Annotated in this window: 18 protein-coding genes; 9 read left to right on the top strand and 9 right to left on the bottom strand. The window is 68.1% G+C overall.

What is annotated here, in order from left to right; translation table 11 throughout:
* Positions 1-8: 8 nt before the first annotated feature.
* Complete coding sequence (purL, locus tag ACZ75I_RS02835) at positions 9-3,893, bottom strand: phosphoribosylformylglycinamidine synthase (protein ID WP_472958675.1); 3,885 nt, start codon at positions 3,891-3,893, stop codon at positions 9-11.
* A gap of 893 nt (positions 3,894-4,786) precedes the next feature.
* Here purL and ACZ75I_RS02830 point away from each other — a divergent pair.
* The gene (locus tag ACZ75I_RS02830) at positions 4,787-6,886 is read left to right on the top strand and encodes a glycosyl hydrolase family 18 protein (protein ID WP_472958674.1); all 2,100 of its coding nucleotides are present in this window, start codon (positions 4,787-4,789) and stop codon (positions 6,884-6,886) included.
* A gap of 121 nt (positions 6,887-7,007) precedes the next feature.
* On the opposite strand, the gene ACZ75I_RS02825 is transcribed toward ACZ75I_RS02830, so the two are convergent.
* Positions 7,008-7,793, bottom strand: coding sequence for a thioredoxin fold domain-containing protein (locus ACZ75I_RS02825; RefSeq protein WP_180866671.1), 786 nt, complete (start codon positions 7,791-7,793; stop codon positions 7,008-7,010).
* 100 nt (positions 7,794-7,893) lie between these two features.
* Positions 7,894-8,871, bottom strand: coding sequence for a site-specific tyrosine recombinase XerD (gene xerD / locus ACZ75I_RS02820; RefSeq protein WP_472958673.1), 978 nt, complete (start codon positions 8,869-8,871; stop codon positions 7,894-7,896).
* Positions 8,872-8,927: 56 nt separating this feature from the next.
* On the opposite strand from xerD, the gene ACZ75I_RS02815 reads away from it, so the two are divergent.
* Positions 8,928-9,419 carry an RDD family protein gene (locus ACZ75I_RS02815; protein ID WP_242893116.1) on the top strand — a complete coding sequence of 164 codons (492 nt, stop codon included), beginning with the start codon at positions 8,928-8,930 and terminating at the stop codon, positions 9,417-9,419.
* 90 nt (positions 9,420-9,509) lie between these two features.
* Here ACZ75I_RS02815 and lptG read toward each other — a convergent pair whose 3' ends face one another.
* Positions 9,510-10,616, bottom strand: coding sequence for an LPS export ABC transporter permease LptG (gene lptG, locus ACZ75I_RS02810; RefSeq protein WP_134972845.1), 1,107 nt, complete (start codon positions 10,614-10,616; stop codon positions 9,510-9,512).
* A complete protein-coding gene (gene lptF / locus ACZ75I_RS02805) occupies positions 10,613-11,695 on the bottom strand; it encodes an LPS export ABC transporter permease LptF (RefSeq protein ID WP_472958672.1) in 1,083 nt (360 codons plus the stop codon). The genes lptG and lptF overlap by 4 nt, the downstream gene beginning before the upstream one ends.
* 104 nt (positions 11,696-11,799) lie before the next feature.
* Between lptF and ACZ75I_RS02800 the strand changes: the two genes are divergently transcribed.
* The 4 genes from ACZ75I_RS02800 (at position 11,800) to ACZ75I_RS02785 (ending at position 17,642) form a co-directional block, all read left to right on the top strand.
* Complete coding sequence (locus ACZ75I_RS02800) at positions 11,800-13,278, top strand: leucyl aminopeptidase (RefSeq protein WP_180885670.1); 1,479 nt, start codon at positions 11,800-11,802, stop codon at positions 13,276-13,278.
* A gap of 82 nt (positions 13,279-13,360) precedes the next feature.
* The gene (locus ACZ75I_RS02795) at positions 13,361-13,786 is read left to right on the top strand and encodes a DNA polymerase III subunit chi (protein WP_005415211.1); all 426 of its coding nucleotides are present in this window, start codon (positions 13,361-13,363) and stop codon (positions 13,784-13,786) included.
* Positions 13,787-13,858: 72 nt separating this feature from the next.
* Positions 13,859-16,687: a valine--tRNA ligase gene (locus ACZ75I_RS02790; protein WP_472958671.1), complete on the top strand. Its 2,829-nt coding sequence runs from the start codon at positions 13,859-13,861 to the stop codon at positions 16,685-16,687.
* A gap of 133 nt (positions 16,688-16,820) precedes the next feature.
* The gene (locus ACZ75I_RS02785) at positions 16,821-17,642 is read left to right on the top strand and encodes an EamA family transporter (RefSeq protein WP_134709453.1); all 822 of its coding nucleotides are present in this window, start codon (positions 16,821-16,823) and stop codon (positions 17,640-17,642) included.
* Positions 17,643-17,687: 45 nt separating this feature from the next.
* Here ACZ75I_RS02785 and rimI read toward each other — a convergent pair whose 3' ends face one another.
* The 3 genes from rimI to pssA are packed head-to-tail and all read right to left on the bottom strand — an operon-like array spanning position 17,688 to position 19,458.
* Positions 17,688-18,185 carry a ribosomal protein S18-alanine N-acetyltransferase gene (rimI, locus tag ACZ75I_RS02780; RefSeq protein ID WP_069139459.1) on the bottom strand — a complete coding sequence of 166 codons (498 nt, stop codon included), beginning with the start codon at positions 18,183-18,185 and terminating at the stop codon, positions 17,688-17,690.
* Entirely contained in the window at positions 18,182-18,685 is a 504-nt protein-coding gene (locus ACZ75I_RS02775; protein WP_180866685.1) for a hypothetical protein, read from the bottom strand. Before ACZ75I_RS02775 ends, rimI begins: the two co-directional genes overlap by 4 nt.
* On the bottom strand, positions 18,682-19,458 hold the full coding sequence (gene pssA, locus ACZ75I_RS02770; protein WP_134972900.1) for a CDP-diacylglycerol--serine O-phosphatidyltransferase: 777 nt from the start codon (positions 19,456-19,458) through the stop codon (positions 18,682-18,684). Before pssA ends, ACZ75I_RS02775 begins: the two co-directional genes overlap by 4 nt.
* Before the next feature lie 80 nt (positions 19,459-19,538).
* Between pssA and ACZ75I_RS02765 the strand changes: the two genes are divergently transcribed.
* From ACZ75I_RS02765 to ACZ75I_RS02755, 3 genes are all read left to right on the top strand, one after another.
* Positions 19,539-19,916 (top strand): DUF4124 domain-containing protein, encoded by a 378-nt coding sequence (locus ACZ75I_RS02765; protein ID WP_154350210.1) that lies wholly within the window; start codon positions 19,539-19,541, stop codon positions 19,914-19,916.
* A gap of 589 nt (positions 19,917-20,505) precedes the next feature.
* The gene (locus ACZ75I_RS02760; protein WP_180866687.1) at positions 20,506-22,209 is read left to right on the top strand and encodes a proline--tRNA ligase; all 1,704 of its coding nucleotides are present in this window, start codon (positions 20,506-20,508) and stop codon (positions 22,207-22,209) included.
* Between the two features lie 221 nt (positions 22,210-22,430).
* Positions 22,431-22,814: an H-NS histone family protein gene (locus ACZ75I_RS02755; protein WP_005415203.1), complete on the top strand. Its 384-nt coding sequence runs from the start codon at positions 22,431-22,433 to the stop codon at positions 22,812-22,814.
* 109 nt (positions 22,815-22,923) lie between these two features.
* Here ACZ75I_RS02755 and ACZ75I_RS02750 read toward each other — a convergent pair whose 3' ends face one another.
* Complete coding sequence (locus ACZ75I_RS02750) at positions 22,924-24,183, bottom strand: threonine/serine exporter family protein (protein WP_046428410.1); 1,260 nt, start codon at positions 24,181-24,183, stop codon at positions 22,924-22,926.
* Positions 24,184-24,195: the final 12 nt, after the last annotated feature.

The following is a 24,195-nucleotide window of genomic DNA, read 5'->3' as shown; positions in this document are numbered from 1 at the left end:
CGATGCGATCAGCCGCACCACACCCGCGCGTTGCGGAACATGCGCATCCACGGCGAATCACCCTGCCATTCCGCCGGTGCCCAGCTCAGGTTGAGCGCGCGCGGGGTACGTTCCGGGTGCGGCATCATGATGGTGACGCGGCCGTCGCTGCTGGTCAGGCCGGTGATGCCGTCCGGCGAACCGTTCGGGTTCAGCGGGTACTGGCTGGCGACCTTGCCATTGCCATCGATGTAGCGCAGCGAGACACGTGCAGCAGCCTGGTCGACGGCATTGTCGAACACGGCCTGGCCCTCACCATGCGCCACCGCCACCGGCAGGCGCGAGCCGGCCATGCCACGCAGCAGGATCGACGGCGATTCCACCACTTCCAGCAGCGCGGTACGGGCTTCGAACTGCTCGCTGGCATTGCGGCGGAACTGCGGCCAGTGCTCGGCACCCGGAATGATGTTCTTCAGCTGGCTCATCATCTGGCAGCCGTTGCATACGCCCAGCGCGAAGCTGTCTTCGCGCGCGAAGAACGCGGCGAAGGCATCACGCAGTGCGCTGCGCTCCAGGATCGAGGTGGCCCAGCCACGGCCGGCACCGAGCACGTCGCCATAGCTGAAGCCACCACAGGCCACCAGGCCGGTGAAATCCTGCAGGGCCACGCGGCCTTCAATCAGGTCGCTCATGTGCACGTCGAAGGCGCGGAAGCCGGCGCGTTCGAAGGCGTTGGCCATTTCGATCTGGCCGTTGACGCCCTGCTCGCGCAGCACCGCCACGCGCGGACGCGCTCCGGTGCTGATGAACGGTGCGGCCACGTCTTCGTTGAGGTCAAAGCTGAGCTTCGGCTTCAGGCCCGGTGCGTTGAAGGCACGCGCGACCTCGCGCTCGGCATCGGCGTTGGCCGGGTTGTCGCGGCGCTTCTGCATCGCGTGGGTGACCGACCACCAGGCGTCGAACAAGGCCTCCCAGCGCCACTCGGCCAGGTTCTCGCCGCCCAGCGACACGCGCACCACCGGTGCCGTGGTCGGCTTGGCGATGCGCTGCGCGCATTCGGTCAGTGCATGGCGTTCGACCAGGTCGGCAAACGCGGCGCGGTCTTCGCGTGCGATCTGAACCACCGCACCCAGTTCTTCGTTGAACAGGCTGCGGAACGGATCATCGCCCCAGGCATCGAGGGTGATGTCCAGGCCCAGGCGCGAGGTAAACGCCATTTCGCACAGCGCGGCGAAGGCACCACCGTCGCTGCGGTCGTGGTAGGCCAGCAGCAGGCCGGACTGGCGTGCATCGCGGATCAGTTCGAAGAAACCCCGCAGGCGCTGCGGATCGTCCAGGTCCGGGGCGGCGCCGGCGAAGGCCGGCAGGTCGCCGTGGTCGGCATGCACCTGGGCCAGGATCGAACCCCCCAGGCGCTGCTTGCCGGCGCCGAGGCCGATCAGCCACAGCTCGCTGTCCACCTCCCGGTCGAGCAGCGGGGTCAACTGCTGGCGCACGTCGGCGACCGGCGCGAACGCCGAGATCACCAGCGACACCGGCGACACGCTCTTGTGCGCTTCGCCCTGGTCGTGCCACTGCGCCTGCATCGACAGCGAGTCCTTGCCGACCGGGATGCTGATGTCCAGCTGCGGGCACAGTTCCATGCCCACCGCCTTCACCGCGTCGTACAGCAGCGCGTCTTCGCCGGGGTGACCGGCCGCAGCCATCCAGTTCGCCGACAGCTTGATCTCATCCAGCGCATCGACCGGGGCCGCGCACAGGTTGGTCAGCGCTTCGCCCACCGCCATGCGTGCCGAAGCAGCGGCATCGAGCAGGGCCAGCGGGGTGCGCTCGCCGATCGACATCGCCTCGCCGGCCACGCCGTCGAAGTCGGCCAGGGTGATGGCCACGTCGGCCACCGGCAGCTGCCACGGACCGACCATCTGTTCGCGCGCGGTCAGGCCGCCGACGCTGCGGTCACCAATGGTGACCAGGAAGTTCTTCGAAGCGACGGTCGGGTGCGCGAGCACGCGCAGGCCGGCTTCCTGCAGGTCCAGGCCACCGGTCTTCAGCGCCGACCAGCGCGGTGCCGGCGGGTGCGCGGTATCGCGGTGCATCTTCGGCGGCTTGCCGAACAGCACGTCCATCGGCAGGTCGATCGGTGCATCGGCCGGGGTGTGGCCCGGCACGGCGCCGTAAGCCACCACCAGATGCTCTTCAGCGGTGGCCACGCCGACGGCCGCGAAGGGGCAGCGTTCGCGGGCGCACAGCGCGGCGAACTCGGCCAGGCGCTCCTGGGCCACGCCCAGCACGTAGCGTTCCTGCGACTCGTTGCACCACAGCTGCATCGGTGACAGCGACGGATCATCGGTGGGCACCTTGCCCAGGTCGATGACACCACCGACGTTCGAGTCGTGCAGCAGTTCGGGGATGGCGTTGGACAGGCCACCGGCGCCGACGTCGTGGAAGAACTTGATCGGGTTGTTGGCGCCCATCGCCACGCAGCGGTCGATGACCTCCTGGCAGCGGCGCTCCATTTCCGGGTTGTCGCGCTGCACGCTGGCGAAGTCCAGGTCCTCAGCGCTTTCACCGGAGGCCACCGAACTGGCCGCACCGCCGCCCAGGCCGATCAGCATCGCCGGGCCACCCAGCACGATCACCGCATCACCGGCCTGCAGCGGGATCTTGTCGACCTGCACGCGATCGATCGCACCGAGGCCACCGGCCAGCATGATCGGCTTGTCGTAGGCGCGCACCAGGTCGGCGCCTTCCGGCAGCTCGAAGCTGCGGAAGTAGCCGAGCAGGTTCGGGCGGCCGAACTCGTTGTTGAACGCGGCGCCGCCGAGCGGGCCGTCGGTCATGATTTCCAGCGCCGGTGCCATGCGCGGGTTCAGCGCGCGCGGCGCCTCCCACGGCTGCGGCAATTCCGGAATGCGCAGGTGCGAGACCGAGAAGCCGGTCAGGCCCGCCTTCGGCTTGCCGCCACGGCCGGTCGCGCCTTCGTCGCGGATCTCGCCACCCGCGCCGGTCGAAGCGCCCGGGAACGGTGCGATCGCGGTCGGGTGGTTGTGGGTTTCCACCTTGATCTGGAAGGCACTGGGCACCTGCGCTTCGCGGCGGTATTCGCCACTGGCCGGATCGGGACGGTAGCGCGACGCCGGATGGCCTTCGATCACTGCAGCGTTGTCGCTGTACGCGCTGAGCGTGTGCTGCGGGGTCTGCTGGTGGGTGTTCTTGATCATCCGGAACAGCGAGCGGTCCTGTTCCTGGCCATCGATGGTCCAGCTGGCGTTGAAGATCTTGTGGCGGCAGTGCTCGGAATTGGCCTGCGCGAACATCATCAGTTCCACGTCCGACGGCGAGCGGCCCAGCGCGGTGAAGCGTTCACGCAGGTAGTCGATCTCGTCCTGGGCCATGGCCAGGCCGAGGCGCTGGTTGGCGGCCTCCAGCTGGTCCACCGGCACGCGTTCCAGCTCGCCACGGGCCGGCGCCGAGAACAGCGCCTGGCCCTGCTCCACGGTCTCCAGCACCGACTGCGTCATCGGGTCGTGCAGCGCCTTGACCAGCGCCTGCTGCACGGCGGCATCAGCCGGCCAGCCCTGCACGTCGATACGCAGGCCACGCTCGACCCGGCTGACCGGCTGGCCGGCACCGCGGACCAGTTCGGTGGCCTTGCTCGACCAGGGCGACAGCGTGCCCAGGCGCGGCACCACGATGCGGCTGACCGCGCCGTCGGCCACGGCTTCGGCCTGCGGCGCCGCTTCGAGGATGCGGCACAGCGTGGTCAGGTCGGGGGCGGCGCTGCCTTCGGGCTGCACGAAGTAGACGTGCCAGGCACCGCTGATGCGCAGGGAGGGAGCGATGGACTGCAGGCGGGATTCAAGACGTTCGCGGCGGAACGGCGACAGGGCGGGCGCGCCCTCGAGGACCATCATGTCCGGGGAACCGTAGTTGGGAAACGGGCCCGACATTGTACCGGAAGCGGGGGGAGGGCTTTGGCCGGGCGGCGCCCGGCACCCGCCGAGGCCAGGGCCGAAGCAACGGCAACGGCCCAAGCAAAAGCGGGGTTCCCGTGGGATGGCGGGGTGGTGGGGGCCAGCAGGACACGCCGTAAACCCCGCTCCGCGGTCCGGCCCAGCCGCTGGCGGCTGGGCGTTCGGGCGCTTGCGAAGCAGTGCTTCGCAAACAAAGCGCCCTCACCCATGGGGGCTCGATGGCGCCATCCATGGCGCCAACGGTCCTGCTGGCCCCCACCACCCCGCCCCCGACAGATTTCCGCGATCTGCCGCCATGCGTGGATGCTCCCCGGTAGTGCCGGCCGCTGGCCGGCAACCAGGGAAATCGCAGAAGTCAGGCATCGGAGAGCGAAGCGACCGGCTTTTGCTTTTGATTTTTTGTTCTGTCTTTCGTGGCTGGCCACGCAGGAACCTGTCCGTGGCCGGGCGGGTGGGCTGCGCAGGGGCGTAAGCGCCATGGATGGCGCGCCCGAGCCTACAGGGACGTATTCACGGCGTCCCCTGCGCAGCCCACCCGCCCGGCCAACCCCAGAAATCTGCTTTTCGCGGAAAGCCCCAGCCACGGGGGGCTCCGCCGCTGGCCGCCGACCGCGCGCAGCGCCGCTTTCCGCCCAAATCCTCGAACCATGCGCTTGCTCACGGATTGACCACGCAATTGATGACAACGTTGTCCCCACCTGGTGTCGGACTCTCTCCCCGGCCTCCCAGGTGCCTCCGTCCGGCCCCTCCGTCGCCTTCCCGGGCGATGCCCGGACCTGCGTCACGCGCGGCGCCATCGGGGCCCGCGCGCCCTTTGATCGGAGACTCCACCCATGTACGACCCGATTGTGCGCAGTGCCGAACGTTCGACCCGAAGCTGTCGTCCCCGCCACCTGGCCTGGTTGCTTGCCCTGGCCGCCGGCAGCGCCGCCCTGCCCGGCCTGGCCCAGGCCGCCAGCTGTGCCGGCGTGGCCCAGTGGGACCAGGCCAAGATCTACCGGGCCGGCGATACCCTGCAGAAAGGAGGCGTCCTCTATCGGGCGAACCAGGACATCTGGAACGCGCCGCCGGACCATCCGGCCGGTGCGCCCTACTACACCAACCTCGGTGCCTGCGATGGCAGCGGCACCAACCAGCCGCCGGTGGTCAGCCTGACCTCGCCGGCCAACGGCGCCACCTTCAGCGCCGGCAGCACGGTCAACGTGACCGCCACCGCCAGCGATCCGGACGGCAGTGTCGCCAAGGTCGAATTCTTCCGCGACGGCAGCACGCTCGGCGTGGCCACCAGTGCGCCGTATGCGGCCAGCTGGACCAACGCCAGCGCCGGCAGCCATACCCTGCGCGCGGTGGCCACTGACAACAACAATGCCACCGCCAGCACGGCGACGATCACCATTACCGTCAACGCCGCCAGCGGCGACACCACCGCACCGAGCGTGCCGGGCGGGCTGGCGGTCGGTGCCCGTACCGCCAACAGCATCGCGCTCAGCTGGAGCCCGTCCACCGACAACACCGGCGGCAGTGGCTTGGCCGGCTATGACGTGTATCGCAACGGCAGCCTGGTCGGTTCGCCGTCCAGTGCCAACTACGTCGATGGCGGGCTGACCGCATCGACCACCTACCGTTACCGCGTGCGGGCGCGCGACAACGCCGGCAACGCGTCGGCGCAGGGCACCGAGATCAGCGCCACCACGCTGGCCGGTGACGGTGGCACCACCGGCAAGCGGGTCATCGGTTACTTCACCCAGTGGGGCATCTACGGCCGCAACTACCGGGTCAAGAACATCGACAGCAGCGGTTCGGCGGCGCGCCTGACCCACATCAACTACGCGTTCGGCAACGTGCGCAACAACCGCTGCGAAGTGGGCATCACCCAGCCGTCGGACCCGAACAGCGGTGCCGGTGGCGATGCCTTCGCCGACTACACCAAGGCCTTCAGTGCCGCCGAGAGTGTCAGCGGCAGCGCCGATACCTGGGACCAGCCGCTGCGCGGCAACTGGAACCAGCTCAAGCAGCTCAAGGCCAAGTACCCGAACCTGAAGGTACTGATCTCGCTGGGTGGCTGGACCTGGTCGCGCGGCTTCTCCAGCGCGGCGCGCCCGGAAAACCGCCAGGCCTTCGTTGCCTCGTGCATCGACGCGTACATCAAGGGCAACCTGCCAGTGACCGACGGTGCCGGCGGCGCCGGTGCGGCGCTGGGCGTGTTCGACGGCATCGACATCGACTGGGAGTACCCGGTGGCCTGCGGCATCGAATGCGGCAAGCCGGAAGACAACGCCAACTTCACCGCGCTGATGGCCGAGTTCCGCCGCCAGCTCGATGCGGTGCGTCCGGGCCTGTTGCTGACGGTGGCGGTGGGTGCCGGCATCGACAAGATCCGCGTCACCGATCCGGCGGCGTACCACCCGTACCTGGACTACATCAACGTGATGACCTACGACTTCCACGGCGCGTGGGATGCGAAGACCAATCACCAGTCGGCGCTGTTCGATTCGCCGAATGATCCGTCCACCGGCGACCAGAAGCTGTACAACAGCAACGACGCCATCGAGGCCTTCATCAGCCGTGGCGTGCCCGCCGCCAAGCTCAACCTGGGCATCGGCTACTACGGGCGTGGCTGGACCGGCGTGGCCAATGCCAACAACGGCCTGTACCAGACCGCCAGCGGTGCCGCCCCGGGCACGTATGAAGCCGGCATCGAGGACTGGAAGGTGCTGAAGAACCTGGCGTGGCCGGGCTACACCGACAACACCGCCGGTGCCACCTGGATCTACAACGGCAGCACGCTGTGGAGCTTCGACACCCCGGCCAACATCACCCGCAAGATGGGTTACGTGAAGACCCAGGGCCTGGGCGGCGCGTTCGTCTGGGAGTTCAGCGGTGACGATGCGCAGGGCACGCTGACCAAGGCGGTCAGTGATGGCCTGAAATAAGGGAAAAGCCGGGGGCGCATTTTGCGCCCCCGGCCTCTGATCTGTAGCGCCGAGCCCATGCTCGGCTGATGGTTGCGCAGCCGAGCATGGGCTCGGCTCTACAGGAAAAGGTCAACGGCGATCAGCGCTTGGCCGACAGCTTTTCCAGCACCGCGCGCAGCTGCGCCGGCGGCAGGTAACCGCCCAGCTGGGTACCGTCCGGCGCGAAAATCGCCGGCGTGCCGTTCACGCCCAGCTGCTGTCCCAGCGCGTACTGCATCGCCACCGGATTGGTGCAGTTCCTGGCGGGAACGTTGCCGCCGCGCTTGGCGTTGGTCAGCGCCTGGCGACGATCCGCTGCACACCAGACCGAAATCATGTCGGTGTAGTCCTTGCTGCCCAGGCCCATGCGCGGGAACGCCAGGTACTCGACGGTGATGCCGTTGCGGTTGAGCTCGGCGATGTCCTGGTGCAGCTTGCGGCAGTAACCGCACTCGATGTCGGTGAACACGCTGATGGTGTACTTGGCGTTCGGCGCGGCGAACACGATGCGATCGCCGTGGTTGGCCTTGGCCAGCAGGCCGCGGCGATAGCCGAGCAGGCCTTCGCTGTTGGCCGGGCCCTTGGCGCGGGTGTCGTAGGGCTGAGACTGGAACAGATAGCGGCCGTCATCGGACACATACAGAAGCTGGCCTGAAACGACGACCTCGCGGAAGCCGGGGAACGGCGCGGCGCCAATGTAGTCCACCTGGAAACCGGGGTTCAACGCGGTCAGTGCGGCGCGTACCGCCTGGTCGGCGGGCGCATTCGCAGCCGGACTGGCCTTGGCCGCAGCGGCGGCGGGTGCCTTGGCGGCCGGTGGAGCCGGCTGGGCGCAGGCGGTCAGGCTGAGCGCACCGAACACGGCGGCGATGGCAAATCGGAGCATGGAGCGGTCCGCGACAGAAGAAGACCCCGGATTCTGACACAGCCACCGCGACCGGGCGGCGACGGCCGGCAGCGCCCCGGGCAGCGATTCAGCCCGGCGCTCAGCCACGCGGATGGTGGCGGGCGTGCAGCTTCTGCAGGTGCTCGCGCGCGACCAGGGTATAGATCTGGGTGGTCGACAAGGAACTGTGGCCAAGCAGCATCTGCAGCGCGCGCAGGTCGGCACCGCGGTTGAGCAGATGCGTGGCAAAGCTGTGCCGCAGGCCATGCGGGCTGATTCGCGCCGGGTCGATGCCGGCCACCTGTGCGTGGCGCTTGACCAGATGCCAGAACGCCTGCCGGGTCAGCGCATGCAGCGTCGGTTCGACGAACAACGGGGTCTGCCCATCCGCCAGGGCATGCACCTTGCCCTTGCCGACCAGCTGCGGGCGCGACTGCTGCAGGTAACGCTCCAGCCAGTGCTGGGATTCCTCGCCCAGCGGCACCAGCCGTTCCTTGCTGCCCTTGCCGGTGACCCGCAGCACGCCCTGGCGCAGGTTGACCGCCGTGGCCGGCAGCAACACCAGCTCGCTCACGCGCAGGCCGGCGGCATACATCAGTTCCAGCATGGCGCGATCGCGCAGGCCCAGTGGGCTGTCGATGTCCGGGGCCGCCAGCAGCGCATCGACCTGGCTCTCGGCCAGCGCCTTGGGCAACAGCCGTGGCAGCTTCGGCGGATCCAGCAGCGCACTCGGGTCCTCGCTGCGTTCGCCACGGCGGACCGCATCGGCGAAGAACGCCCGCAACGCCGACAGCAGGCGCGCATTGCTGCGCGGCGACCAGCCATGCTGGGTGCGCCAGGCCAGATACTCGAACAGTCCGGGACGCTCGATGCCGGCCAGGCCACCGTCGCGTCCATCCATCCAGCGCGCCAACCCTTCCAGGTCACGCCGGTAGCTGTCGAGGGTGGCACGGGCCAGGCCGTTCTCGGCCCAGATCGCATCGAGGAAGCGCTGGATGCGCACGCTGTCGTCGGCGCGAAGCTCGGGCAGTTGCTGGACCAGCTGGCGGCGTTCGGCGGGGGTGGAGACAAGGGCCATGCGTGCAGGATACGAGGGCCACTGCGGGCACGGCCAGCTTTGCGTATGCTCGGCGCATGTCCCGCCCTGCCACCGACACGGCCCCTGCGGCCGCTACCGAAATGCTCCATCCGCGCGCATTGCTGCTGTGGCGCGTGCTGGCGATGGTCTACGACGCACTGCCGGTGCTGGCGCTCTGGATGCTGGCCGGCACGCTGTTCACCCTCGCCTACACCTTCAGCGGCCACGCACAGCGCGAGAACATCGCGCCGTTCAGTGCCTGGCAGTGGCTGCTGTGGGCGGTGTGCTGGGCGGTCACGGGGTGGTATGCCACGGCCAGCTGGCGCCGCGGCGGACAGACCCTGGGCATGCGCCCGTGGCGGCTGAAAGTGCAATCAATCGATGGCACGCCTTTGCGGCGCGGGCAGTTGTGGCTGCGCTTTGCGGTAGGCACGCTGTCCCTGCTGCTGGGCGGACTGGGATTCTGGTGGGCGTGGGTCGACCGCCAACGCCTGACCTGGCACGACCGCGCCAGCGCCACCTGCATGGTGCGCATGCCGAAACGGTAAGGCGCTGTCTGTAGAGCCGAGCCCGTGCTCGGCTGCTTTCCGCACTGTACGTGACAGCCGAGCACAGGCTCGGCTCTACAACAATCAGAATCAGCCCGACTTGCGCCGGAACAGCAGTCCGGATACCGCCAGCATCACGATCGGCGGCAACGCGTAGGCAATGCGGTAATCGAACTTCAGCGCGCCGGCCATGCGGCCGAAGAACAGCTGCAGCAGCCAGAAGCCCAATGCGAACAGGATGCCCAGGAACAAGCGCTTGCCCATGCCGCCGCTGCGCAGCGATCCGAACGCGAACGGCACCGCCGCCAGGCACAGGGCCAGCACGTTCACCGGATAGAACCAGCGGCTCCAGTACACATCCTCGAAATCGCGCGCGTCCAGCCCGTTGCGTTCGCGGTAGGCAATGCTGGTGCTCAGCTCGGACACGCTGAGGTTGCGCGGCTTGGCGATGCCGGTGGCCAGCGCGGCCGGGTCCAACTTCGAGTTCCAGGGTTCACGTGCCACTTCCTGACGGGTTGCCGAGCGCTCGCCAAAGGTGTCGCGGCGCACGCCGGTCAACACCCAGCCGTCCTTGTCGTGCTCGGCGGTGGCGGCGTGGGTCAACGAGGCGATCTTGCCGTCTTCGGCGACCCGGTACAGGCGCACATCACGCAGGATCAGCCGCGTGCCCTTGTCGCCCACCAGCTGCTCCTCGCCGCTCTGCGCATTGAGGAAGGTGTCGCCTTCGCGCGCCCACAGCCCCGAGTAACGGGTAGTGGCAATATCCCGCCCCCATTTGGCGCTGGATTTCAGCGCATCGGCACGGTCCTGGCCCCACGGGCCCAGCGTCTCGGCGCTGAGCACCATCACCGCGGTCAGCAGCGACAGCGCAATCGCCACCGACACGCTCAGGCGCTTGCGCGACAGGCCCAGCGCGCGCAGCGCGGTCAGCTCCGAGGTCGCGGCCAGCTGGCCCAGGCCCATCAGCGCGCCGATCACCGCGGCGGTGGGGAAGAAGGTGTAGGCACGGCGGGGCACGGTGTACAGCACCCACGCCGCAGCATGGCCCAGCGAATAGCCGTTCTTGCCGATGTCCTTGAACTCACCGGAGAAGGCCATCACCACGTCCAGGCCGGTCAGCACCGCCCAGGTGAGCAGCACGGTGGTGAACACCGCACGACCCAGGTAGAAATCGAAACGCATCGGGCGCAGCTTCATGCGCGGCCTCCCTTCGGGCGGGCCAGGCGGCCATCGCGCGCGTACATCCAGATGGCGAACGCCAGCAGCGGCAGGGTCAGCCACCACAGGCCCAGCGCGCCGGGAATCCTGCCGTCGGCGATCCAGCCGGCGCCGATGAAGGTCAGGTTGGTGCCCACCATGTAGGCCAGCAGGGCCAGCATCATGCGCCCGTAGCGCTGCTGGCGCGGCGAGCTGCGGCCCAACGGCACGGTCAGCAGGGCGAACGCCAGCGCGATCAGCGGCGGTGCCAGCCGGCGATGCAGCTGCGCCTGCGCCTGCGGCCGTGCATCACCGATCAACTGCAGGGTCGGCATCAGTTCCGGGTCGTCCTCGGTGCGGGTCTGTGCGCCATCGGGCAGGGCCACGTCGTTGCGGGCGAAGGTCGCCAGCCGGTAATCCAGCCCAGCGGCCACCGGGCCTTCCACCTGGTGGCCATCATCCAGCTCCAGGAAACGCTGGCGGGTGCCCTCGAAGTACATGCGGCCACTGTTGGCCGACACCACTTCCAGGCGATCGTCCTTCTGCCGCTGCAGGAACACCTTGCCCAGCTCGGTGCCGTCAGGCGAGATCGAGGACAGGTAGACCACGCCGCCATTGGGCAGCGGCGTGAACCGGCCCGGCTCCAGGCCGGCCATCAGCACGCTGCGGTTGGCCTCGATGATCATCTGCTCGGCCACCCGGCCTGCCCACGGGCCCAGCCACAGCGAGCAGGCGCCGACCACCAGCACCACCGGCACCACCAGCATCAGCAGCGGTCGCAGCAGTCGCTTGGGGCCGACACCAATGGCGGTGATGACCGCCATTTCCGAGTCGCGGTACAGCCGCGCCACGGCCAGCAGCAGGCCCAGCATCAGTGCCAGCGGCAGGATCAGCGGCAGGTAGGCGATGAACTGCAGGCCCAGCTGGGAGAACAGCAGCTTGGCCGGCAGGCGTCCGTCGGCGATGTTGCCGAGGATGTCCACCAGCACGCCGCCCACGCTGACCACCAGCAGGACGATCAGGGTAGCCAGGAAACTCTGGACGAAATCGCCCAGCAGGTATCGGTCGAGCTTCAGCATGGGGCGGTGGTTTAAACTCTGGGGTTCGTTCGCGGTGCCGCCCAGTCTACTGTCTGGGCGTAAACGGCCTGCGATTGTACGGACTCGCCAATGGAATCTGCTCAATGGCCCTCGAATTCACCCTGAACCACGTTGCTCCGGCCGCCGCCACCGTTGATTGCCTGGTGGTCGGCGCGTATGCCGACCATACCCTGACCCCGGCCGCGCAGGCCCTGGATGCCGCAAGCGGTGGCCGCCTGGCGGCCCTGGCCGAGCGTGGCGACCTGTCCGGCAAGACCGGCGCAACCACCCTGCTGCACGACCTGCCGGGCGTGACCGCCCCGCGCGTGCTGGTGGTCGGCCTCGGTGAAGCTGCCCGTTTCGGCGTGCCGCAGTATCTGAAGGCCGTGGGCGACGCCGTGCGCGCGCTGAAGGCCGGTGCTGCCCGCAGCGCACTGTTCACCCTGTCCGAAGTGGCGGTGAAGGACCGCGACGCGGCCTGGGCGATCCGTCAGGCGGTGATCGCCGCCGATCACGCCGCCTACCGCTACACCGCCACCCTGGGCAAGAAGAAGGCCGACGACGCCGGTCTGACCCAGCTGGCCATCGCCGGTGACGACGCGCAGGCGCTGGCTCAGGGCCAGGCCATCGCCGCCGGTGTCGAGTTCGCCCGCGAGCTGGGCAACCTGCCGCCCAACTACTGCACCCCGGCCTATCTGGCCGACGTGGGCGTGAAGTTCGCCGGCGAGCACGACGGTGCCGAAGCCGAGATCCTCGACGAGCACCAGATGGAAGCGCTGGGCATGGGCTCGCTGCTGGCCGTGGCCCGTGGCTCGGCCAACCGCCCGCGCCTGGTCGTGCTGAAGTGGAACAATGGCGGTGACGCCAAGCCGTACGTGCTGGTTGGCAAGGGCATCACCTTCGATACCGGTGGCGTCAACCTGAAGACCCAGGGCGGCATCGAGGAAATGAAGTACGACATGTGCGGTGGCGCCAACGTCATCGGCACCTTCGTCGCTGCGGTCAAGGCCAAGCTGCCGCTGAACCTCGTCGTGGTGGTCCCGGCGGTGGAGAACGCCATCGATGGCAATGCCTACCGTCCGTCCGACGTGATCACCTCGATGTCGGGCAAGACCATCGAAGTCGGCAACACCGACGCCGAAGGCCGCCTGATCCTGTGCGACGCGCTGACCTACGCACAGCGCTTCGAGCCGGCCGCGCTGGTCGACGTCGCCACCCTGACCGGTGCCTGCATGGTCGCCCTCGGCCACCAGACCGCCGGCCTGATGAGCAAGCACGACGACCTGGCCAATGAACTGCTGGCCGCCGGCGAGCATGTGTTCGACCGCGCCTGGCGCCTGCCGCTGTGGGACGAGTACCAGCCGATGCTGGATTCGACCTTCGCCGACGTCTACAACATCGGCGGCCGCTGGGCCGGCGCGATCACCGCGGGCTGCTTCCTGTCGCGCTTCACCGAAGGCCAGCGCTGGGCCCACTTGGACATCGCCGGCGTGGCCAGCGATGAAGGCAAGCGTGGCATGGCCACCGGCCGCCCGGTCGGCCTGCTGAGCCAGTGGCTGCTGGACCAGGTCGCCCGCGCCTGATGCCGTACCCGACCCTGGCCGGCAGACGCCGGCCGGGGCCTCGCCCGGCACTGCCGGGCCCCTGCCTGACCCGGACCCTGCCATGCCCCGCGCCGACTTCTACCTGATCGCCAAGCCCCGCTTCCTGACCGAGCCGCTGCGCCTGGTCTGCGAGCTGGCGCGCAAGGCCAACGACGCCGGGTTGTTCACCCTGGTGCTGGCCCGCGACCAGGCCCAGGCCGAGGAGCTGGACGAGCTGCTGTGGGCGTTCGACAACGACGCCTACATCCCGCACCAGATCGCCGGCGAAGACATGGACGAGGAAGAGGCCCTGGTACTGATCGCGGTACCCGGCACCGAGGCACCGGCGCGTCCGCTGGTGATCAACCTGCGCGACGAGCCGTGGCTGGGCCAGTGCGAGCGCGTGCTGGAAGTGGTGCCGGCCGATCCGGAAGCGCGCGAACCGCTGCGCGAGCGCTGGCGCCAGTACAAGGCCGCCGGTTACGACCTGAACAAGCACGACATGTAAGCGCGCCCCGGCCCCCTTGATGGGCCGCCGCCGCGCCCTGATCCTTCAACGATTACCTCCTGGTTCCCCCGCATGACCCAACTCGCCTCCAGCTACGACCCGACGTCCTTCGAGACCGACCTCTACGAGGCCTGGGAGAAGGCCGGCCACTTCAAGCCGTCCGGCACGGGCGAGCCGTACACCATCCTGCTGCCGCCGCCGAACGTGACCGGCACCCTGCACATGGGCCACGCCTTCCAGCAGACCCTGATGGACGCGCTGGTGCGCTACCACCGCATGCGCGGCTACGACACGCTGTGGCAGGTCGGTACCGACCACGCCGGCATCGCCACCGAAATGGTGGTCAGCCGCAACCTGGCGCTGGAAGGCAAGGGCGAGACCCGCGATTCGCTGGGCCGCGAGGGCTTCATCGGCAAGGTCTGGGAGTGGAAGCAGCAGTCCGGCGACACCATCGAACGCCAGATGCGTCGCCTTGGCACCTCCGCCGACTGGTCGCGCAGCACCTTCACCATGGACCCGCAGCCGTCGGCGGCGGTCAATGAAGCCTTCGTGCGCTGGTACGAGCAGGGCCTGATCTACCGCGGCCAGCGCCTGGTGAACTGGGACCCGGTGCTGAAGACCGCCATTTCCGACCTGGAAGTGGAGAGCGCCGAGGAAGACGGCTTCCTGTGGTCGATCGCCTACACACTGGACGAAGGCCTGAGCTACGAGCATGTCGAGCGCGATGCCGACGGCGTGGAAACCCTGCGCGAAACCCGCGACTACCTGGTCGTCGCCACCACCCGCCCGGAAACCCTGCTGGGCGATACCGCGGTGATGGTGCACCCGGAAGACGAGCGTTACGCGCACCTGATCGGCAAGAGCGTGGTGCTGCCGCTGACCGGCCGCCGCGTGCCGGTGATCGCCGACGACTACGTGGACCGCGCGTTCGGCACCGGCGTGGTCAAGGTCACCCCGGCGCATGATTTCAATGACTATGAAGTGGGCGTGCGCCACAGCCTGCCGATGATCAACCTGTTCACCCCGGTGGCGGCGCTGAACGAGAATGCACCGGAACGCTTCCAGGGCCTGGACCGCTATGAAGCGCGCAAGGCCGTGCTGGCCGAACTGGAAGACCTGGGCATCCTGGTCGAGACCAAGGCGCACAAGCTGCAGGTGCCGCGCGGCGACCGTACCGGCCAGGTGATCGAGCCGTACCTGACCGACCAGTGGTTCGTGAAGATGGACGACCTGGCCAAGCGTGGCCTGGAACTCGTCGAGGACGGAAGCATTTCCTTCGTGCCGCCGAACTGGATCAACACCTACCGCCACTGGATGAACAACATCCAGGACTGGTGCATCAGCCGCCAGCTGTGGTGGGGCCACCGCATCCCGGCGTGGTTCGATGCCGCCACCGGCAACTGCTACGTCGGTCGCAGCGAAGAGGAAGTGCGCGCCAAGCACAACCTGGGCAGCGACGTGGTGCTGAACCAGGAAAGCGACGTGCTGGAGACCTGGTTCTCCTCGCAGCTGTGGCCGTTCTCCACCCTGGGCTGGCCGAACGAGCAGGCCATGGCAGAGCGCGGCTTCGACCGCTACCTGCCGTCGTCGGTGCTGATCACCGGCTTCGACATCATCTTCTTCTGGGTGGCGCGCATGATCATGGCCACCGACAACCTGGTCGGGAAGATCCCGTTCAAGGATGTCTACTTCACCGGCCTGATCCGCGACGGCCAGGGCCAGAAGATGTCCAAGAGCAAGGGCAACGTGCTCGACCCGCTGGACATCATCGACGGCATCACGATCGACGATCTGGTTGCCAAGCGCACCGGCGGCCTGATGCAGCCGAAGATGGTCGAGAAGATCGAGAAGGCCACCCGCAAGGAATTCCCGGACGGCATTGCTGCCCACGGTGCCGATGCGCTGCGCTTCACCATCGCTGCGCTGGCCACCCACGGCCGCGACATCAAGTTCGACATGAACCGCGCCGAGGGCTACAAGAACTTCTGCAACAAGCTGTGGAACGCCAGCCGCTTCACCCTGATGAACACCGAAGGCGCTGCGTTCACCGGCGTGCCCAAGCCGCGCACCGATGCCGAGCGCTGGATCCTCGCGCGCCTGGCCGCCACCACCGCCGAGGCACAGGGTCATTTCGCCGCCTACCGCTTCGACCTGCTGGCACAGTGCCTGTACGAGTTCGCCTGGAACGCGTTCTGCGACTGGTTCCTGGAACTGAGCAAGCCGGCACTGAACGGCGCCGACGCCGCCGATGCCGAAAGCACCCGTCACACCCTGCTGTACGTGCTGGAAGCACTGCTGCGCCTGCTGCACCCGCTTACGCCGTTCATCACCGAACAGCTGTGGCAGCAGCTGGCCCCGCGCCTGGGCCTGGCCGAAACCACGCTGTCGCTGCGCCCCTACCCGACCGCCGCCGAATTCGCCGGCGATTTCGCACAGGCCGAGGCCGACGTGGAATGGCTGAAGGCGGTGATCAGCGCGGTGCGTCGCGTGCGCAGTGAGCTGAACGTCGCGCCGTCCAAGCTGGTGCCGCTGCGCCTGCAGGCCGGCCTGGAACAGGACCGCGTGCGTATCGAACGCTTCAGCGCTTCGCTGTCGTTCCTGCTGAAGCTGGACAGCATCCAGTGGCTGGCCGAAGGCGAAAGCGCACCGCCGGCAGCCGCCGCGATCGTGGGCGAGCTGAAGCTGCTGGTGCCGCTGGAAGGCCTGGTCGATCTTGATGCCGAGCGGGTGCGCCTGGACAAGGAAATCGCCCGCGTCGAAGCCGAAAAGGAAAAGAGCGAGACCAAGCTGGCCAGGTTCACCGACAAGGTGCCGCCGGCCGTGGTCGAGCAGGAGCGCGTGCGCCTGGCCGACTGGAACACCCAGCTGGCCGGCCTGCGCGAACAGCGCGCGAAGCTGTAACGCCGCGCTCTGGTGCGTGCCAACCAAGGTTGGCACCTACCACGGCGGGAGAGGTTGGCACCCACCCAAGCGGAATGGGAAACGCCGGGCGATGCCCAGCGTTTCCATTTCCCCCGCATGGCATCATCGCCGGATGCCTCTTTCGATCTTCCTGCTGGTTCTCGCCGCTGCGGCACTGCATGCCAGCTGGAATGCGATCGTCAAGCGCGGGCCGGACAAGTTCCTCGGCACCGTGCTGGTCACCGGCAGCGCCGCGCTGCTGTCGGCCGCCGCCCTGCCCTTCCTGCCTTTTCCCGCCGCGCACAGCTGGCCCTGGCTGGGCGCATCGGTGCTGTTGCAGGTGACCTATTACGGGCTGGTCGCACGCTGTTACCAGCAGGTCGACATGAGCCTGGCCTACCCGCTGATGCGTGGCAGCGCGCCGATCCTGGTCGCACTGGCGGGCACCCTGCTCGGTGAACCATTGCCCGCTGCAGCGTGGCTGGGCGTGGTACTGGTGAGCACCGGCATCCTGTGCATGGCAGTGGGTGCGCGTGGCGGCCAACTGCGCCTGCCGCTGCTGACCGCAGCGATGATCGCCACCTACACGCTGGTCGATGCGCAGGGTGCGCGCCAGTCCGGCAGCGCGCTCAGCTACACGTTGTGGTTGTTCCTGCTGTCGGGCATTCCGCTGCCGCTGTGGGCGTTGTACACGCGCGGCGGCGCGGTGCTGGACTATGCCCGGCGGCATTGGCCGCTGGGACTGGCCGGTGGCGTCGGCACCACCGCCTCCTATGCGATGGCGTTGTGGGCCATGACCCAGGCGCCGGTGGCGATGATTTCGGCGCTGCGCGAATCCTCGATCCTGTTCGCGCTGCTGATTTCGGTGTTCCTGCTGCGCGAACGGATACCACGCGCGCGCTGGCTGGCGGCATCGCTCATCGTCGGTGGCGTGCTGGCGTTGCGGCTGGCGTGAGCGGCGGATCGGTAGTGCCGGCCGCTGGCCGGCAACCCGTCTGCGTTACAGCGGCGGCATCACCTGCAGGTCGCCGTCGACCAGCTCGATCGCCATCACCACCGCGTCCTCGCGGCCCTGTGCGGCCGGGTAGTAGCGCGGGCGGCGGCCGATCTCGTTGAAGCCTTCGCTGTGATACAGCGCCAGCGCCGGCGTATTGGACGGACGCACCTCCAGGAAGACGCGCTGGGCACCACGGTCGGCGGCCAGCCGCACCAGCGCGCGCAGCAGCTGGCGGCCCAGCCCGCGCGACTGTGCCAGCGGGTCGATGCAGATGTTGAGCACGTGCGCTTCATCTGCGGCGATGCTGAGCACGCCATAGCCGACCAGCAGGCCATCGCGCTCCATCGCCAGGCCGGGATAGCCGGCGCGCAGGCAGTCGATGAAGATGCCGCGGGTCCAGGGAAAAGGATAGCCCCGCAGCTCGATCGCCATCACGGCATTGAGGTCGCTCTCGCGCAGCGCACGCAGGCTGACCGGACCGGGCCGGGTCACCGCGCTCACCGCGCACCCCGCTTGCGCAGGGCACGCAGCTGCGGCCACAGCGCACGCTTGGCGGCCGGGTCACGGCGCAGCTGGTCCAGCGGCCAGCTGTCCATCAGCACCTGCGTCGCCGGGTCGTTCGGGTTGCAGCCGGAGGCGCGCAGCAGTGCGATCTGCAGGCGATCGGGCAGGCGTACCACCGGCTGGCGTGCGTTGCCGCTGGGCAGCGGGCGCTCAGCTGCCGGCGCAGTATCCGGGGCACTGACCGGCGTTTCGCGGCGCGGCGGTGCCGGGCGTTCCGTGCGCACTGCGGTCGCGGGCGCGGCGTGGGCGTCGCGCGGCGGCACAGCGGCCCGCACCGGCTCCGGCGGGGCAACACTGGCCTCGGCTTCGGCCACGCTCAACTGCAATGCGGCATCCAGCCCGGCGGCCAGCTGGCCATCGTGATAGACGGTGTAACCCATGGCCTGCAGCCAGGCCTGCTGGGCCGGTGACCACAGCACGGGCAGGTCCTGGCTCACGCGGCCTCGGGCTTCTTGCGCAGGCGCTGCACGGCCCACATCACCGGGCCGGACAGGGCGTACAGGATGCCGACCGCGAACAGCACGCGCGGCAGGTCGATGACCGCAATCGCGATCGCCACCGGCACCAGTGCCAGCACCAGGAACGGCACGCGATCCGAACGGGTGCCCTTGGCATCACCGCCCTTGAAGCTCCAGAAACGGATACGGCTGACCATCAGCAGCGCCGCGATGATCGTCACCGCCAGCGCCACGTAACGCAGCTGGTTGCCATCCCAGCCCAGGTTGCCGTCGGCAAACGCCCAGACGAAGGACATCATCAGGCCCGCTGCGGCCGGGCTGGCCAGGCCGACGAACCAGCGCTTGTCGACCACCGCCACCTGCGTATTGAAGCGGGCCAGGCGCAGTGCCGCGCAGGCCGCATACAGGAAGGCCACAGCCCAGCCGACGCGACCGAGCAGCGGATCGTCGAACTTCAGCCACGACAGCGACCAGTGGTACATCACCAGCGCCGGGGCCATGCCGAAGCTGACCAGGTCGGCCAACGAGTCGTACTGCACGCCGAATTCACTGCTGGTGCCGGTCAGCCGTGCCACGCGCCCGTCCAGGCCATCCATCACCGCCGCGACGAACACGGCGATGCTGGCGTTGACGAAATCCCCGTTGGCCGCGGCGATGATCGCGTAGAAACCGGAGAACAGGCCGGCGGTGGTGAACAGGTTGGGCAACAGGTAAATCGTGCGCGAGCGCGGCGGCGGTGTGATCGGGTCCATGGAATCCAGTTTAATCGACTTGCCAGCGGTCGGCGCCAATGCTGCAATCGACGTTCTGCGCCCATTCCGTGGAGTTTGCCATGCGTGCCCTGTCCTGCCTTGGATGCCTGCTGCTGTTGGCCAGTGCCAACGCCGTGGCCGGTCCCGTGTACAAATGGAAGGACGCCCATGGCGTGACCCAGTACTCGGAGACCCCACCGGCGGGCAAGAAGTACGAGACCCGCGAGCAGGCCCGCACCCCGCAGGCCGCGGCCAGCACCGAGACCCCGGCCGCGCCGGTTCCCGAGCAGTGCAGCACGGCCCGGGCCAACCTGGCCTTGCTGGACGGCGGTGGCCAGGTGATGCAGGACACCGACGGTGATGGCAAGGCCGATACCCCGTTGACCCCGGAGCAGCACACCGCGCAGAGGGGATTGGCGGAGGCCGCCATCAAGGCGTACTGCCCACCGGCCGGTTAAGGGTATCGGCAGGGCTGCGCCCTGCACCTGCAGAGGCTGCAAGCAACGGCAACGTCAAAAGCGGGCATTCCGTGGAATGGCGGGGCGGTGTCGGATTGCGGGGACGCCGCAAGTACGTCCATGTAGGCTTGGCAGCCGCATCCATGCGGCTGACACCCCGCAATCCGACACCGCCCCACCCCCGACAGGTTCCTGGTGACGGTGGTAGATCCACGCCATGCGTGGATGAAATCTGTCGGATCTCGAATTGAATCCGGGGTCAGATCCGTTTTCCTGCGGAAAACGGATCTGATCCCAGGAGCCATTCCGACAGCTCGCAGGAGACTGTCGAAGGCGGGGCGGGTCCGGTTGCGGGGGCGTGAGCGCCATGGATGGCGCGACCGAGCATCCATGGACGGATTCACGGCGTCCCCCGCAACCGGACCCACCCCGCCATCCCACGGGAAACCCGCTGTTGCTTCGGCTGTTGCTTCTGAGGTTGCCGGCCAGCGGCCGGCACTACGGCGGGTGCAGGGCGCAGCCCTGCCGATACCCCTCCCCCCGGCCGGGCTGGCAGAATAGGCGTCTCTGCCGTTATCCGAAGCCGACGATGCGCCTCTCCCAGTTCCACCTGCACACCACCAAGGAAACCCCCAGCGACGCCGAGCTGACCAGCCATCGGCTGATGCTGCGCGCGGGCATGATCCGCAAGCTGGCATCGGGCCTGTACACCTGGTCGCCGCTGGGCCTGCGCGTGCTGCGCAAGGTCGAGCGCATTGTTCGCGAGGAAATGGACCGGGCCGGCGCGGTGGAATTCCAGATCCCGACCATCCAGCCGAAGGAACTGTGGGAGCAGACCGGCCGCTGGCAGAAGTTCGGCCCGCAGCTGCTGAAGATCAAGGACCGCAAGGACCAGGTGTTCTGCTACAGCCCGACCGCCGAAGAAGCCGCCTGCGACTTCGCGCGCAGCGAGCTGTCCAGCTACAAGCAATTGCCGGTGAACTTCTACCAGATTCAGACCAAGTTCCGCGACGAGATCCGCCCGCGCTTCGGCGTGATGCGCTCACGCGAATTCCTGATGAAGGACGCCTATTCGTTCCACCTGCACGATGAGTGCCTGGTGCGCGAGTACGAGAACATGAAGTCGGCCTACAGCCGCATCTTCACCCGCCTCGGCCTGGATTTCCGCATGGTGCAGGCGGACTCCGGCGCGATCGGTGGCGATGCTTCGCAGGAGTTCCACGTGATCGCCGATTCCGGCGAAGACGCACTGGTGTTCTCCACCGGTTCGGACTACGCGGCCAACATGGAGGCGGCGATCGCCGCCGATCCGGCACCGCGTGCGGCCGCCACCGAAACAATGCGCAAGGTGGATACCCCCACCCAGAAGACCTGCGAGGACGTCGCGGCCCTGCTCGGCATCGACCTGCAGCGCACGGTGAAGTCGGTGGCACTGATCGCCGGCGAAGGCGAGGCACAGCAGTTCGTGCTGGTGCTGGTGCGTGGCGACCATGAGGTCAACGAGATCAAGCTGGCCAAGGTGGCCGGGCTGGACGAGCAGCGCTTCGCCAGCGAGGGGGAAATCGCCGAGCACCTGGGCAGCGTGCCAGGCTTCCTCGGCCCGGTCGCGCCGGCCAAGGCCATCCGCGTGGTCGCCGATCGCGAAGTGGCGGCAATGGCCGACTTCGTCGTCGGCGCCAACGAGGCCGGTTTCCACCTGGCCGGCGTCAACTGGGGTCGCGACCTGCCGGAACCGGAAGTGGCCGACATCCGCAACGTGCGTGCCGGTGATCGTGCTGTGGACGGCGGTGAACTGAAGATCGCCCGTGGCATCGAAGTCGGCCACGTGTTCCAGCTCGGCCGCAAGTACGCCGAAGCGCTGGATGCGACCGTGCTGGATGAAAACGGCAAGGCGGCGGTGATGGCGATGGGCTGCTACGGTATCGGTATCTCGCGCGTGGTGGCTGCCGCGATCGAACAGAACCATGACGATGCCGGCATCATCTGGCCGGACGCGATGGCGCCGTGGCAGGTCGTGGTGTGCGTGATCAACCCGAAGGGCGATGCCGCCGTGGCCGACGCTGCAGCCAACCTGCTGCAGGAGCTGCGCGACGCCGGCCTGGACGCCGCGCTCGACGATCGCGGCCTGCGCCCGGGCGCGATGTTCGCCGACATGGAACTGATCGGCATCCCGCACCGCGTGGTGGTCAGCGAACGCGGCCTGGCCGCCGGCACCTACGAGTACCGCGCGCGCCGCGCCAGCGAGGCGGAGAGCCTGGACAAGGCCACGCTGCTGCAGCGACTGCAGGGCTGACGTGGAAAGACCGGGGCCTGCCCCGGTCTTTTTTTTCTGCCCGCGGCCTTCGCCGATATTGCAGCGGACATAATCCGGTCAAAATCGCCGCCACGGTGCTGATATGCCGCCACGGCATGTCCTGCCTGCATTTGTGCTGTGATTAATTCATCTCTATTCTGTCCGCCGACGCCATGGACTGGCTTGTCCCGTCCACACATTAGTTTCCGGAGTAACCGTAAATGAGCATTGACCTGACCGGCCTGTCAGCACGCGAGCTGGGCGCCCTGATCCGTACCGCGAAGAAGCAGCAGACCATCGTCGCCAAGCGCCGGCCGATCACCAAGGTGCGCGCCCAGCTGACCAAGCTGGCCAAGACCGAGGGCTACACCATCGAGGAACTGTTCGGCGACGCCCCGGCCCCGCGCGCGCGCAAGGTGGCCAAGGTCGCCAAGGCACCGTCGAAGACCGCCGGCCGCAAGCTGGGCAAGGTTGCCCCGAAGTACCGCAACCCGGCCAACCCCAAGGAAACCTGGACCGGCCGTGGCAAGCAGCCGCGCTGGATGGCTGAACTGACCGCCAAGGGCAACAAGAAGCCGGAAGATTTCCTGATCAAGAAGGCCTGAGGCCGGATCGGGATGCAATGAAAAACGCCGGCGAAAGCCGGCGTTTCCTGTTTGTAGAGCCGAGCCCACGCTCGGCTGTCCATATGCAAAGCCGAGCATGGGCTCGGCTCTACAGGGTCTTGCGCGCCGGCATCAGCAGGTTGCCGAACAGCAGGCCCGCCACCAGCGCCATCACCACGTTCAGAACGGTGAGGAACACGCTCTGGCCGGCGCCCACGTCCTGCTGCTGGACCAGGGTCAGCACGCCACGCAGGCTGGTGCTGCCGGGCACCATCATGATGATGCCCGGCAGGCGGATGATCGCGCCCGGACGCCCGACCAGGCGTCCGAACAGGTTGCCACCGGCGGTCAGCAGCATGGCCGACAGGAAGATACCGGCCGGTGCGCCCCAGGCGTGGCCGCCGAACTTGGAGATCGCATAACCGGCCACCGAGGCGGCAATCACCCACGGATAATCGCGGCGATTGGCCTTGAACAGCATCGCGAAGGCAAATGCGGCGGTCAGCAGCGAGCCCCATTCCACCCAAGGCCCCTGCGGCCGCGCGGCCCGGATCACCGGATCCAGGCCAAGCACATCGGCCAGGGTCACCGCGATCATCGCGCCGACGCTGAGCTTCATGATGGTGGTCAGCGCGCCGGCAAAGCGCGCGGTACCCGATACCCAGTGTTGGCTGGCCAGCTCATTGACCGCATTGGTCAGCGACATGCCGGGCAGCAGCACCACCAGCGAGGCGATGATCACCGTATTGAGGTTGAGCGCACCAATGAACGACGCGACCAGGGTGGCGACCATGCCGGCCAGCAGCGCGGCCAGTGCCTCGGCGGCTTCGCGGGTGGCCGGGCGGCGATCGGTGACCATGCCGAGCAGGCCGATCATCAGGCCGATGACACCGGCAGTGGCGATGTCCAGCCACGGCAGCTTCCACATGCCGGCCACGCCCGCCGCGCCGAGGGTGAACGACAGGATGGTGCGCAGCTTGCCGCGCCGGCCCGGATCCTTGTCCAGCTGGCGCAGCGCAGTGTGGCCCTGGGCGATGCTCATCCGCCCGTTGGACACTTCTTCGGCGATGTGGTCGGCGACGCTGAGCTTGTGCAGGTCGTTCTCACCCGGTGCCAGGCGGATCACGCGGGTGATGTCGCTGGAGCCGATCGCCTGGGCCGGGTCGCTGAAGCTGAGGATGATACCGGTGGGATTCGACCACGGTTCACAATCCAGATCGAGCTGGCGGGCGAGGGCAACCACCGCCGTTTCCAGGCGCTGGGCCGTGGTGCCATAGCTGTGCAGGCGTCCGGCGATCTCGGAAACGAAGGCCACGCGCTGTGCGTAGGTGGCCTGGGGCGTGGGGATCGTGTGAGCATCTGCGGACATGCGCCGTAGTAT

The organism is Stenotrophomonas sp. X (assembly GCF_055721025.1).
This window is presented reverse-complemented; position numbering and strand designations above follow the sequence as displayed.